Below are 14,485 nucleotides of genomic sequence, written 5' to 3'. Positions count from 1 at the left end.
TACTAATCATCCAATAATTCTACCTCAGCATTAGAAAATTCATTAGGAGCAACATTTCGTTGAGCAAAATTACACCATTTGCAATGAGATTCACCGCAGCCCTCTGAAAAACGATGATTCATGATATTGGAATAAACCTGTTCGATCATTTTTTTGACCATGTTAACCTGTTTGGTTTTAAATTCGATGGATTTACTTGGAAATAGCCCTTCTTCATTAGGGGTTAAGTAATCTATCTCGGCAGAACGTACTTTGTAAGAGGTTAAACTAGAGTTTTCTAATAAAATTTTATAAAAAATTAATTGTCGCCAATAAATCCCCCCATAGGGATTGGAGTTAGAAGGCAAAGCCATTCGTTTATCTTGCAGTTTTCCTGTTTTGTAATCTACAATATGAACCTTTTTACCAGAGGTATGGGGCAACAAAAGTAATTTATCAATAGTCCCCGTCATGGGAATGCCTTTCCATTCGACATTTCGAAGCGGTTTTTCAGTCATTACTGCTGCCGTTTGTAACAATTGGTTCCATTCCTCTTTTCGAGCGCTGTAGTATGCTTTTAAATGCCTTGTTCCTAATTCTAAACGTTCTTTGTAGATTCTATGCGTTAAGAAAATACGTTGGTTTTTCATTTCAAACCTAAAAATATCTAAGAGCGTCTCTGTATCAGGTAGTTGGTTGTCATTTTTTAGAGCTAAGTTAAAGATGCGATTCAAGGAGTTGTGAATAGCCGTTCCATAAGCAGCTTCTACGCTAGACAAAGATGGAACCCGCAAAATATATTCATAATAAAAGCTCAAAGGGCAGCTAAGGTAATTATTCATAGCTGAAATGCTTAAACGGAATCCTTCTAATAAAGCATTGAGCATAGAGGTGCTCAATAACTTAATTTTAGGTTTTTCATCCGCTTTTTCTAGTTGTAACAATTGCCATTCTTCTGATAAAAAGGCTTCTTGTTCACTAAAGACAATAGCAGGATTGCGGGCTTGTAAAAGTTCGTCAACAAAGGCTGCTTTGGTTTGTATCTTATGACTAGTATTATATTGATAATAAGATATTTGAAGTGATTTTTTGGCACGAGTCATGGCAACATAAAACAATCGTCGAGCAGCTTCTTGAGCGTCGGTTTCATTGGAGTAGGTAATGGTATCAGGAAACGTAAAATGCTTACCAGAGCTACTGCGTGGTTCCCAATAATCCTTTAAGCCATTAATAATAAACACATACTCAAATTCTAGACCTTTGGCAGAATGTGCTGTAATCAAATTTACTCCATCGTCTGCTTGATTTAATTGGAATAGTCCCATGCCAATTCTATTCGCTTCCATCTGATCCAATAAAACCAAGAAAGCTCCCAAAGTTAATTTTTGATTTTTTGCGGTTTCCTGCTTCACAAATTCAAAGAGTGTCCCAACAACTTGAACCAACCACGATTTTTGTTCGTGCTCGGCAATAAAAGTTACTAATCCGCTTCTATTGATTAATAACTCAAAGAATTGGGGAAGACTATAATCTTTGTAATAATGAATGCTTTCATCTAAAAAAGCAGCAAAATTAGTCAACTGCTCTACACTATCTAGCCCAATGGACTCCAATAGTTGGGCATTGCGAATTGTATCTCGCCACATAGGAATATTTTCAAAGTCTCCTTTCATAATTAGAGCCTTCTTTTTTCGAGCCATCCAAGCAGTTAAAACAGCAGCATCTTTGCTACTAACACCAATAAAATCATAGTGCAAAAATTCAAAGAAAACATCTTCGTTACTATCGGGCTTGGCATATTCATTGGCGATATAGCCCATCAATTTGCGCAAATTGTGGACAAGGGGTAGTTCCAAGATATTGATTCGGCGCTTGGATTGGTAGGCAATTTGTCTCTTTTCAAAGAGTTGAATAATATTATCTGCTTGTTTGTGTTTTGCGTAGATAATGGCAATTTCTTTGAGTAGTACCCCTTCTTTTTGAAGTTGCTCAATGCGTTGAACAATAGCAATTTCTTCTTGCAATTGATTGGGATAAGCAACAATTTCTACAGGCGTTTGAAGCGCTGCATAGGCAGGATTTGCACCTATCAGCACTTTATTTAATTCTAGCCCTTCAATTTGATTGATAATGCGAATTTCATTATGCTCGATGGCGTCTTTTGCTGCATTTAAGATATTTTGAGACGAACGATAATTTTCTTGAAGCATAATTAGCAACAAGTTTTTATGATATTGCTCATAAAAGTCTGTCATGTTTTTAACTCTAGCCCCCTGAAATTCATAAATGGATTGGTCGTCGTCTCCAACAATAAATAAATTAGGATTATCTCCCCAATAAGCTACGAGTTGATGCACGATGGCACTTTGAGAACCATTCGTATCTTGAAATTCATCGACCAATAAATACAGATATTGCTCTTGATAAGAACGCAGCAAAAATTCTTCTTTTTCAAATGCTTCTAAAACCCACAAAATCATATCCTCATAATCATATCGTTGTCGCTCGTCTAGAACAGCTTGATACTTATCAAAAAGTAAGACTGCTTGATCTAAGCGTTGCATTTTTTTAGAAATGCTATTAAATTGAGCTTCTTTTAAGTCCCCTTTTTGAAACTGTCCTGCATTGCGCTTATAGCGCATTTCTGGGCGTTTTGGCAAGAATTCCAAATAATTTTTTATTTGGTTCTGGATAAATTGAGGAGACCAACGTTCAGCTTTCATTTGTTTGAACAAATCGGCTAGATGTTGCTCATAATAATAAGGATCCCGCTGGTTCATCTTTAAAGGATGTTCAACATCCAAATCATTGATAATGCTTCTGATAATTTCAATGCGCTCTAAATCAGACAGTGGTTCTAGATCGTGTCGCCCAAAAATCTCTAGATTTTCTTGTATGACCTTATTACAAAAAGAATGAAACGTATAAATATGGACTCTATGAGCATCAGGACCAATAAAATCCAAGAGTCGTTGACGCATAGCATTAACTGCCGCATCCGTAAAAGTTAAACATAAAATATTATGTGCTTGAGTATCGGTTGTCAATAGAATCTGACCAATTCGCGCAGTTAAAATATGCGTTTTGCCTGTTCCTGGACCTGCAATAGCAATAACGGGACCTTCTGTTTCTGTAACAGCCTGCATTTGAGCAGGGTTTAACTTAGAAAGAATTGATTGGAAGTGTTTGTTGTAATTGTCTTTTGCCATTGGTGTGCTCGGTCTGTCTCAATACGGTGTGGTAAAATTGGCTTTGTAAACTTCAAAAAAACACAATACAAAGTTTCATGAAGTTTCAATCAGCAGTTCCTTAAAAATTAGTGAACTACTAGCAATTATACTTAAAAAAATACTAAAATAATCAAACAAAAACACAAAGAAGCATATCTAGTACATTTAAGGATTAAAAAGAAGAAAAATTAAACTACCTTTAAAAAATTTTAAGAGTGCGGATAAAATAATCGACAAACGATCATCAAGTTTATGGGAGTTAGCAATTTACTCAAAAAACTTCAACAGTTTTCTTTCTTTGATACCTTTAAACATGCTAGTACTTATTTTACAGGAACCATCTTTGTTCACCTTTTAGGGATTATTACCCTACCAATTTTTACAGCTTACCTAACAGCTGAAGAATATGGAATTATTAATGTATTTACTACTTACATAGGTGTTACTTCTGTCTTATTGACACTTGCGATACATGGTGCTATTCCTAGGTATTATTTTGAAGATGGAAAGACCGATTTTAAAGAGTTTTTAGGAACTATCTTTGTCGCTTTTAATGTCATATTTTTGAGTTTGAGCGGAGCCATTTTTTTGTTTAAGGAGCAGATCGCCTCTTATATGAATATTCCTTTAGAATTGATCTTTTGGCTCATTCTAACAACTTATGGAACGATACTTATTGTCTTTTATTACAACGTGCTTATCGCAACCAAGCAAAGTAAAGAGTATGCCACGATTCAAGTGATATGGCAATATAGCAAGTTTGGATTGACAATGATAGGATTGATTTACTTATCAGGAGCCGTTTATTGGTACAACGGAGAGGAAACAAGTTATACTTTTATGGGAAAGATAGTAGGAGAGTGTTTGGCTACTTTTTTGTTGGCTACTTATGCTTTTCGCAACTTATCTAAGTATATGTCTTTTGACCACTTATCACTTGATTATGTCAAATACGCCTTGATTTACTCAATCCCACTAATTCCATTTACCTTAAGCAATCACATTCTTACTTCTTTTGATCAATGGTTTATCAATTCATCTGTAGGGCATTCTGCAGCAGGGCAGTACGCATTTGCCTACAAGATAGGGATGATTTATCAAGGATTGGTCATGGCTTTGTTAAATGGAGCAAGTCCTATTTATTATGATTATATGAATAAAAAGGATTACAAAAAAGTTGGAGAACAAGTAGATAGTATGACAAAGTTATTGATTTTGGGGGCTAGTTTTCTAATATTATTTGCTGTCGATGCCGGAACATTACTATCTTCTAGCCCTGTATTTTTAGAAGCGTTGCCAATAGCACCTGTTATTGTTGGAGCCTATGTATTTTATGGAGTGAGCAGCTTTGCCAACCGAGGTATTTACTTCCGTAAAAAAAATAGCTATCTAGCAGGAATCGTCTTGGTCAGTGGAATAATTAATATTTTGCTAAATTATTATTTTATAGGAGTTAAAGAATACAGTTATAAAGCAGCAGCTTATACGACCTTGGCTTCCTATTTTTTGATGATGCTCTTTTCCATCTTTGTAACCAAGTATATTCTAAAATTGCCTCCATTACCATTAGGACGAATATTAAAATATGTTGTACTTTTGGGAATTATAGTCGCCATAAATTACATTTTTGGTGAGCCTAATATAGGCTTACATATCGGTTGGATTTTCTTTAAAGGAGGCTTGTTTATTATTTTAAGCTTGTTGTTGTTCTACAATAAACTTGGAGTTTTTTTTCAAAAATCTAAGGTACAAAACGATGAAATATTAGACCAACCAGAAAACGATTAAAAAGAATCTTGCTAGTAAAAAACTAGTAAGTTCAATTCTCAAATAATAAATTATATTGCACCATGTTAAAAGCAAATAATCCAGCATTAAGTTCTTGGATTGCTGTATCGTCAGACAGTGATTTCCCAATTCAAAATATCCCTTTTGGAGTATTTAAAACTGCCGAAAAGAGTCCTAGAGTAGCAACAATCATTGGAGATACTGTTATTGATTTAGCAGAGTTGGCAAAAGCAGGATATTTTTCGGATTTGGAAGTAGATGCAGCTGTTTTTAGCCAAATGTACATCAACGACTTTATGGCATTGGGCAAAACAGCAACTCGTGCTGTTAGAGATAGAATCTCCGATTTATTTGAAAAAAATAATACCGAGTTAGCAGGAAAGACGGAAGTCTTGGCTAAGGTATTACACAATGTGAATGAAGTAGAATTATTATTACCTGTTCAAGTAGGAGATTATACTGATTTTTACTCTAGTCGAGAGCATGCAACAAACGTAGGGACGATGTTTAGAGACCCAGACAATGCTTTATTGCCAAACTGGTTACACTTGCCTGTTGGCTATCATGGACGTGCCTCTTCTATTGTCGTTTCGGGAACTGAAATACACCGTCCTAAAGGGCAACAACGTCCAGACGATAGCCAACCACCAGTATATGGACCTTGTAAGTTGTTAGATTTTGAATTAGAAATGGCGTTTGTGGTCGGTCAATCAACCAAAATGGGACAAAGTATATCTACTGCTGAAGCAGACGACTATATCTTTGGTTTGGCTTTGTTTAACGATTGGTCGGCACGTGATATTCAAAAATGGGAATATGTTCCTTTAGGACCATTTTTGGCTAAAAACTTTGCCTCAACTGTTTCTCCTTGGATTGTAACACTTGATGCATTGGAACCATTCCGTACAGAAGGGTATGAGCAAGATCCAGAAGTATTGCCTTATTTGAAGTATGAAGGGAAGAAGAATTATGATATTAAGCTACAAGTAGCTATTCAGCCCAATGGAGGAGAAGAGAAAGTTGTGTGTAATTCAAATTTCAAACATATGTATTGGACAATGACACAACAATTGGCACATCACACAGTGAATGGATGTAATGTCAACGTAGGAGATATGTGCGCTTCGGGAACAATTTCAGGACCAACTCCAGATAGTTATGGTTCTATGTTAGAAATTTCTTGGAGAGGAACTAAACCTGTTGATATGCCTGACGGAACTCAACGTCGATTCATTAATGATGGTGATACGGTTATTATGAGAGGTTGGGGAGAAGTTAATGGTTTGCGAATTGGTTTTGGTGAGTGTACAGGTAAGCTACTTCCTGCGTTATAATAATTAGTTATTGATTCTTGTTGTGTTAGTAACCGTATTTAGAGTCGTTTACAGCTGCAACTAGATAACCTAATAATAAATATAACTTGATTTGAGAATTTGAGTGTTAGTTACTTAAAGTTATAGGAGCTAGTATTCTTATTCTCAAATTACCCATTATCATTACTGTGTGAAAAATCGTATTGGCTAGCTTTGTTGTTACTACATGGTTTCAACGACCACGCAATAGAAATGAAGTAACTATTGAATTTACCAAAATAAATTATTTTGAAATCTTTTTTTAAGTTTTTAGTCTTTTTGGGTGTTGGGCTAACCCTGTTGTACTTTGTGTATGTTAATCAAGCGGCTGCCTATGAATTAGAATGCCATTGTAAAACAGGAACAGGTTGTCAAATTACACTAATTCAAAAAATTGTCAACGATTTTAAAGACGCCAACTTTTTTTGGTTATTTGTCATTTTAATGGCTTTTATGATTAGCAATCTAAGCAGAGCCTTGCGTTGGAATCAACTGATAGAGCCTTTAGGTTATCAGCCTAAGGTATTTAATACTTTTTTTGCAACAATGGTCGGTTACATGGTCAATTTAGCCTTGCCACGAGCAGGCGAAATTGCAAAACCAGCAACCGTAGCTCAATATGAAAAAATTCCATTAGAAAAACTGGTTGGAACCATTGTCGTCGATCGTATTTTTGATGTTATGATGTTGTTACTTGTAACTGGATTAACATTTCTAACACAGTTCAATCACCTTTACAATTTCTTGTTTGGAGCAGGAAAACCTACCGCAGAATGTCTGCATCCAATGGCTGAAAATGAGGCTGCTTTTGCAATTCCTTGGTTGGGATTACTACTTGGACTAATGGGGATTGGATTAATGGTTTGTATTTATATACTTGTTCGTTGGAAAACAATAAAAGAAACAGCCGTTGCCCAAAAAGTAATCGCTCTAATTGCTAGTTTTATTTCGGGCGTAAAAACTGTCTTACAACTAAAACGTCCAGGCTTATTTGTCGTGCACACACTCATTATTTGGCTAATGTATTATTTAATGTTGTACCTGTGCTTTTTTGCTTATGGACCAACCGTAGGTTTGTCTCCATTAGCCGCCTTGTTAGCCTTTACTTTTGGTACGTTTGGGATGGTTATTCCTTCTCCTGGAGGGATGGGCACCTATCAAATAGCCGTAACCGCAGCTTTAGTTATTTATGGAGTTGCAGAAGCGGATGCCTTTGCTTTTTCCAATATAATGTTCTTTACAATAACAATATTTGGTAACCTGTTTTTCGGTCTACTTGCCTACATTGTTTTACCTCTATACAACAAAGGTTATGAACCCACTCTTCCAGAAGATCAGCAATAAAATACAAGATTGGTCAACAGCTGTACAAACTGTCCGAAAATGGCAAAATAATGGCTTAGAAGTCGTGTTTACCAACGGTTGTTTTGATTTAGTTCATCTAGGACATCTTGCTTATTTAGCTGAGGCGGCAGCGCAAGGACAAAAATTAGTTATTGGTTTAAACTCCGATGCATCTGTAAGCCGATTAAAAGGCAAACATCGCCCTATCAAGGATCAAACCAACCGTGCGCATTTGTTAGCTAGTTTAGAAATGGTTGATTTAGTCGTGCTTTTTGAAGAAGACACTCCATTGCAATTAATTGAAGCAATTCAACCAGATGTTTTAGTCAAAGGGGGAGATTGGTCTATTGAAGAAATTGTGGGTAGCAAATGTGTTTTAGCCAATGGAGGACAAGTCAAAAGCCTAACTTTTATAGAAGGTTATTCTACGACTAAATTAGAACAAAAGATACGAAGCCGCTCCTAATCGAGCCATTTTTCAAAATCATTTTTAGGGGATTACGTTGTCTATGCACGACAAAGTAATAAGAAGTAGCAAGACATTATATTATAATTGAAAGACTTCTTTGCACCACTTACTCTGATTTTTTGACTCACACAAAAACAGAAAAAATGAAGAACTGGAAAATGAATTTAGTTGTAATGCTAGGAATGGGAATTGGTGTAGCATCTTGTAGTCACTCAAGTTGGTTGACAGCCGTTGATTTTATTAGTACAGAAAGTGACGTAGAATTAACCAATAGCGAGGGGAGTATAGATGACGAGGTAGATGCTGTTTCGTTTAATAGCAAAGGGGTGGAAGCGACTGCTTTGCAAGAACGATTACCCGCAGGAGCTACAATAGATGATACAGGCAAGGATGCTTTTCCTAGGGCTTTGACCATTGATTTTGGAGATGGGGTAGAGGATCGTAAAAAATGTCGCAAAAAGGGACAAATTATTGTCGAAATGTCAGAAGATATGGCTGTGATAGGAGCCAAACGAACAACGACGTTTAAGAATTTTTCGGTTAAAGGGCGTCAAATAACAGGAACCAAAGTTATGACAACGGTTTCTGTATCTGCGGAAGGACAGCCTGAGTTTTTGGTAGAAACCAATCTCACCATGATCGATAAAAAAGGGACTACAATTACAAAAATTGCAACAGGAACCAATACTTGGAGAGCTGGTTTTGGAGATGATGACCGTTTTAATGATGTCTTTGTTATGAAAGGGACAGCTACCGTAGAGGTAAATAATGAAGTAATGACCCGTACAGTTGTAGAACCCTTATTGGTAGACCGTTCTTGTGAATATATCAAGCAAGGTATCGTAGAGTTGGATAAAAATGGAATGATTTCTAGTATCGATTTTGGAGATGGCAATTGTGATGCTATAGCTACCGTGACAAAGGATGGAGATACTTATGAAATAGATTTGGAAGAGGAGCGAGTAGATCATGGGAAAGGGAAATGTAATAAAGAAGTTCCTACTACAAGTGATGATATTGCTCAAAACAACAGTTAGTTGATGTTATAATGGTGGGTTTTGGGAATATAAGATGAGACTGTCTAAATTTTAGGCAGTCTTTTTATAATTACAATAGAGTATATAGTGTCGCATCCCCAAAAAAATAATACAAGTTAAAAAAAGGAATAAAAAAAGACTTTGAAGATAGCCCCAAAGTCTTTTTCTTATCTATACTAAATAGATTTATATATTTAGATAGGCTATTTTAGCCACCAAAAAAGTCTTTCATCTTGTCAAACAATCCTTTACGATCTCTTTTTTCTGCATCGTTGGGTTGAAAGTTTTTGCCTTTTCGGATAATTTCTAATGCTTTTTTCTCTTCAGCTGTAAAGGTTTTAGGTACCCAAATATTAACATGAATTAATTGATCTCCTTTTCCATAGCTTTGGATAGAAGGCAAGCCTTTGCCACGCAAGCGGAAAATTTTACCAGAAGGTGTTCCTTGCGGCAAGGTAATTTTAACCTTACCTGTTAGAGTGGGTACTTCTAGACTTGTACCCAAGGCAGCATCTGCAAAATTAACATCCAGTTCGTACAAAATATTATTACCATCTCTGGTAAAATGCTCGTGTTCTTTCTCTTTTATGTTAATCAACAAGTCACCAGGACCGCCACCGTTGACCCCTGCATTTCCCTTGCCATTCATAGACAACTGCATGCCTTCGCTCACCCCCGCAGGGATTTCTAAGTTAATCATTTCCTCACCATAAACACGACCATCGCCTTTACAAGAGCCACATTTATTGGTAATCATCTCACCAGAGCCATGACAGGTAGGACAAGCAGCAGTTGTTTGCATTTGCCCTAAGAATGTTTGTTGAACACGGCGTACATATCCAGAGCCATTACAAGTATGACAAGTTTTTACCGAATTTTTGTCCTTGGCACCAGAACCGTTACAGGTCTTACAACCCACATATTTTTTAACCTTTATTTTCTTGGTAGCTCCTTCATTAATTTCCTCCAAGGTTAAACTTACTTTAATACGCAGATTAGAACCTCTTTGTCCACGTTGTTGTTGCTGTCTGCCACCTCTGCTGCTACTAAATCCGCCACCAAAAATATCACTAAACTGAGAGAAAATATCCTCCATATTGCCAAAACCGCCATAATGACCGCCTCCTGCTTGGTTGTTTACCCCAGCATGGCCATATTGGTCATAGCGAGCACGTTTTTGGTCGTCCGAGAGGACTTCATAAGCCTCAGCTGCTTCTTTAAATTTAGCTTCCGCCTCTTTGTCATCAGGATTTCTATCTGGATGATATTTTAAGGCTACCTTTCGATAAGCTTTTTTTAGCTCATCTTTAGACGCACTTTTGCTAGCACCTAGAATATCGTAATAATCTCTTTTTTCTGCCATTTTGTTTTAATTAAAAGTTCGAGGATTTTGTGTTTACAGATTAGCCACAAAACCAGCATCCATCTTATTTTAATAAAGATATAAGATGAGTTTGTGAGAAAGAAAGTTTATTCGCCTACAACAACTTTAGCGTAACGAATAATTTTATCATTTAGATAATAACCTTTCTCAATTGTATCGATAATTTTTCCTTTTAGTTCCTCAGAAGGAGCAGGTATTTTGGTTAATGCTTCATGCAATTCTGGATCAAAATCTTGACCTGTTGTCTCCATTTCTTTGATGCCTTGTTGCTCTAGAGCTTTGTACAACTTATTGTAAATCAAGATAACACCTTCAGGCATACTTTCTTCATTATCAATTGCTCTACTAAAATCATCTACTGCTGGCAATAAAGCTGCTAGAGAGTCTTTTGCGGCTAATTTGATAATATCTTGGCGCTCTTTGATCGTTCTTTTTCTATAGTTGTCAAACTCAGCAAAAATACGCAAGTATTTATCTTTCATCTCTCCTAATTCCTTTTGCAAACGCTCTGTTTCAGAAAGTTTACTCTCCTCTTTTTCCTCATTTTCTTTGGTCGATGCTACTTCCTCTGCGTTTTGCTCTTGCTCTGGTGTAGTTTCTTCTGACGTATTATCAACAGTAGAATCCTCTGTTGTATTGTTTGTTTCTTCTGTTGTCACGTTGTCTAGGGTTTCCTCATTTTCAGGACCGTCAACAGGAATTTCTTTCTTGTTCATGTATTCTATTTAAAATCTTCTAATTTTAGAAAATAAATAATCCCACTCATTTTAAAAAAATGAGCTACTTTTGGCTAGTCAAAATGTTTGCCAGCGCAAAAATAAAGACAATTTGTCAGAAAACCAGTTTAACGAATGTAAAATAGTCTTAATTTTGGCGTCTATTTGCCAATATTTCGTCTATTTTTTCGGTTAACAGATTGACACCAATAATTTTACCCGTGCCATCAATCAAAAAAGTATTTGGAATTTCTTTGATGCCATAAGCCAAAGCAACATGATCGTTTAGGCGTTTAATATCCGAAACATGGTTGGGCCATTCTAAGTTATCCTTTTCTATAGCTGCTAACCAACGGTTTCGATCTGTTTCAATTCCAACAGAAATAATGGTAAAACTACTTTCATTTTTAAATCGAACTCCTTGATATTTTTTATACAATGGCACCAGTTGTTTATTATGTTGGCGGCAAGGACCACACCAACTTCCCCAAAAATCTAATAAGACCAATTGCCCCTTAAAATCCGATAAACGAAGAGAGTCACCGTTAGGCATATACCCTACAAAATCTGGAGCAATAGAACCATTGCTTTGCCCAGGCATTCGGTAAATTTTGATAGCTCCCCAAACCAAAAAAATAATGAGAGGAATAAATAATAGTTCTTTTAGTTTTTTCATATGTAATACGTTCTGAAAAGTTATACTATTGATGAGATAGGTGTTAACAAAAATAAGAAAGTGAGTAAAGCTTTTGCCTTCTCACTTCAACAGAAAAATTATCTGTATAGTTGTTCCCTTAACAATTGTTTAGGATCTCATTATCGTTTGTTCTTGCCTTCTTTTTTTAGTACTCCCATTTGAATTAATGCTTTTTCGGAAGCTTTTTGTTCTGCACTTTTTTTGCTGTAGTCTTCAGCCGTTGCCAAAGCTTTGCCATCTAATAATACGGCAATTTTAAAACGTTCTCGGTTGTTTTTGGTTCTATAATGATCCAGAACATCGTAAGAAATAGTTTTTTGATTTTTTTGGCTGTATTCCAACAATTGACTTTTATAGTTGGTATTGACGCTTTCTAATTCATGCACATCAATATATTGACGAAGCATTTTATTGATAATAAAAGACTTCGTTTGGCGATAGCCAACATCCAAATAAACAGCTCCTACGAATGCCTCAAAAGTATTCCCCATCATTGTTTGGCTAATTCTAGTTGCTCCCAATTGGCGCAAAAAGATATCCAATTCCATGTGTTCGGCAATTTTGTTTAGTGCTTTTCTGTTGACCATTTTGGAACGCATCTGCGTCAAAAAGCCCTCGTCTTGAGTAGGATATTTTCGAAACAAGTATTCAGCTGTTACAGAATCTAATATGGCATCTCCCAAAAACTCAAGTCGTTCGTTATTAGTAGGATAACGAGTTTTGGTGTTTTCTTCCTTGGATGTTAATGATTTATGCGTAAAAGCTCGTTTGTAGAAATGTACATGTTTGGGAGTAAAACCCAGTATTTTTCGCAACTCTTTTACAAAAGCTTTATCCGTAGATAAAGTTAGATTATAAATTTTTCTTACCACAACATATTATTTATAAAACCCTCCCCAATAGTTTTTTAGTTCTTCTTGTGAATCTATCTAAGTGATTTTAGACCAAAGTTTGTTTATTTGGGTGTTTGTGTTGTATTGGTTGATAACAAGGGGAGTTTGTTAACAAAACTCTATTTGCACCATTTTAAATATATTAGTGCGTTGATTGATAGACAAATAGAAGTTTCATTGGTTAAGAGTAGTTGTTTGATTTCTACTGTCTTAACATAAAATAAGAAGGGATAATACACTCTATTATTAATGCATTATCCCTTAATACCTTGTCAATATAGCAAGAATAAAATTATTCTTCAAACTTTTTGAAAATGATTGTCGAATTATGTCCTCCAAAACCAAAGCTATTGCTTAGCGCAGCACGTACTTCTCTTTTTTGAGGAGTATTAGGCGTTAGGTTTAATCGAGGATTAATTTCAGGATCGGTTTCTTCGTGATTGATGGTTGCAGGAACAATACTTTCACAGATAGTTTTGATACAAATGACAGACTCAATAGCACCAGCGGCACCCAATAAATGTCCTGTCATAGATTTAGTAGAACTTATATTTAAGTTATAAGCATCTTCTCCAAAAACTTTTTCTATGGCTGTAATTTCCATCACATCTCCTAGTGGAGTAGAGGTACCATGTGTATTGATATAGTCGATATCTTTAGATGTTAATCCAGCACAATCTAATGCTTTTTGCATTACTTTAGCTGCACCTGCACCTTCAGGATCTGGCGCTGTAATATGATAAGCATCAGAAGTCATAGCTGTTCCTACCAATTCTGCATAGATGGTTGCACCACGTTTTTTGGCGTGTTCGTATTCTTCTAATACAATAGCACCAGCACCTTCGCCTAAAACAAAACCATCGCGATTTTTATCATAAGGTCTAGATGCAGCTGTTGGGTTTTCATTTCTTTTGGACAGCGCTTTTAAAGCACCAAAAGCACCCACTCCAACGGTAGTTACAGAAGCTTCAGAGCCCCCGACCAATATTACATCTGCGCGCCCTATACGAATCAAATCAAAAGCAATACTAGAAGCATGAGTAGTTGAAGCACAAGCTGTTACTACTGCTGCTGTAATTCCTTTAAAATTATTGCGAATAGAAATGTTACCTGCTGCGGCATCTACAATCATTTTGGGAACCAACAAAGGAGAGAAACGAGGCGTACCATCTCCATCTTTGAATTTTTCAATTTCCTCTTGCAAAGATTCCAATCCTCCAATACCTGAAGACCAAAGTACACCAATTTCATCTTTGATGTCTTGGCTAATAGTGTCTAACTTAGCATCTCTAACCGCTTGATCACTAGCTGCTAAGGCGTATTGGACAAATTTGTCTGTTCTTCTTTCCAAACGACGGTCTCCTAAGACCTCTGTCACATTAAAGTTTTTTATTTCACAAGCAAATTGTGTTTTAAACTTTGATGCATCAAAATTTTTAATTGGTCCTGCACCAGATTTGCCTTCTAGTAAAGCAGACCAAAATTCTTCAACGGTGTTACCAATAGGAGTCAAGGCACCTAATCCTGTAACAACTACTCTTCTGTTTTGCATAGTATTTTTGGGATTGATATGTTAAACAGATAATTTTTTTATTA

At 36.1% G+C, this 14,485-nt stretch carries 11 protein-coding genes; 5 read left to right on the top strand and 6 right to left on the bottom strand.

What is annotated here, in order from left to right; genetic code table 11:
* Positions 1–2 precede the first annotated feature (2 nt).
* Complete coding sequence (locus QP953_RS01375) at positions 3–3,188, bottom strand: ATP-dependent DNA helicase (RefSeq protein ID WP_309553721.1); 3,186 nt, start codon at positions 3,186–3,188, stop codon at positions 3–5.
* Between the two features lie 273 nt (positions 3,189–3,461).
* Here QP953_RS01375 and QP953_RS01370 point away from each other — a divergent pair, with 273 nt between their 5' ends.
* The 5 genes from QP953_RS01370 to QP953_RS01350 all read left to right on the top strand — a co-directional run bounded on the left by QP953_RS01370 (position 3,462) and on the right by QP953_RS01350 (position 9,199).
* On the top strand, positions 3,462–4,997 hold the full coding sequence (locus QP953_RS01370) for an oligosaccharide flippase family protein (protein WP_309553720.1): 1,536 nt from the start codon (positions 3,462–3,464) through the stop codon (positions 4,995–4,997).
* Positions 4,998–5,059: 62 nt separating this feature from the next.
* Positions 5,060–6,331, top strand: coding sequence for a fumarylacetoacetase (fahA, locus tag QP953_RS01365; RefSeq protein WP_052596488.1), 1,272 nt, complete (start codon positions 5,060–5,062; stop codon positions 6,329–6,331).
* A gap of 267 nt (positions 6,332–6,598) precedes the next feature.
* Positions 6,599–7,693: a lysylphosphatidylglycerol synthase transmembrane domain-containing protein gene (locus QP953_RS01360; protein ID WP_231512789.1), complete on the top strand. Its 1,095-nt coding sequence runs from the start codon at positions 6,599–6,601 to the stop codon at positions 7,691–7,693.
* Positions 7,662–8,159: a D-glycero-beta-D-manno-heptose 1-phosphate adenylyltransferase gene (rfaE2, locus tag QP953_RS01355; RefSeq protein ID WP_309553719.1), complete on the top strand. Its 498-nt coding sequence runs from the start codon at positions 7,662–7,664 to the stop codon at positions 8,157–8,159. Before QP953_RS01360 ends, rfaE2 begins: the two co-directional genes overlap by 32 nt.
* A 146-nt stretch (positions 8,160–8,305) precedes the next feature.
* Positions 8,306–9,199, top strand: a complete 894-nt coding sequence (locus QP953_RS01350; RefSeq protein ID WP_309553718.1) for a hypothetical protein — start codon at positions 8,306–8,308, stop codon at positions 9,197–9,199.
* Positions 9,200–9,407: 208 nt separating this feature from the next.
* Here QP953_RS01350 and dnaJ read toward each other — a convergent pair whose 3' ends face one another.
* The 5 genes from dnaJ to fabF form a co-directional block, all read right to left on the bottom strand.
* The gene (gene dnaJ / locus QP953_RS01345) at positions 9,408–10,562 is read right to left on the bottom strand and encodes a molecular chaperone DnaJ (RefSeq protein WP_052596480.1); all 1,155 of its coding nucleotides are present in this window, start codon (positions 10,560–10,562) and stop codon (positions 9,408–9,410) included.
* A 107-nt stretch (positions 10,563–10,669) separates the two neighbouring features.
* The gene (locus QP953_RS01340; RefSeq protein ID WP_309553717.1) at positions 10,670–11,299 is read right to left on the bottom strand and encodes a nucleotide exchange factor GrpE; all 630 of its coding nucleotides are present in this window, start codon (positions 11,297–11,299) and stop codon (positions 10,670–10,672) included.
* Between the two features lie 148 nt (positions 11,300–11,447).
* Positions 11,448–11,975 carry a TlpA disulfide reductase family protein gene (locus QP953_RS01335; protein WP_052596478.1) on the bottom strand — a complete coding sequence of 176 codons (528 nt, stop codon included), beginning with the start codon at positions 11,973–11,975 and terminating at the stop codon, positions 11,448–11,450.
* 140 nt (positions 11,976–12,115) lie between these two features.
* Positions 12,116–12,868, bottom strand: a complete 753-nt coding sequence (gene rnc, locus QP953_RS01330) for a ribonuclease III (protein ID WP_052596475.1) — start codon at positions 12,866–12,868, stop codon at positions 12,116–12,118.
* A gap of 313 nt (positions 12,869–13,181) precedes the next feature.
* A complete protein-coding gene (fabF, locus tag QP953_RS01325) occupies positions 13,182–14,441 on the bottom strand; it encodes a beta-ketoacyl-ACP synthase II (RefSeq protein WP_052596472.1) in 1,260 nt (419 codons plus the stop codon).
* Between the last annotated feature and the right edge of the window lie 44 nt (positions 14,442–14,485).

The organism is Aureispira sp. CCB-E (genome assembly GCF_031326345.1).
Classification (GTDB): domain Bacteria; phylum Bacteroidota; class Bacteroidia; order Chitinophagales; family Saprospiraceae; genus Aureispira.
This window is presented reverse-complemented; position numbering and strand designations above follow the sequence as displayed.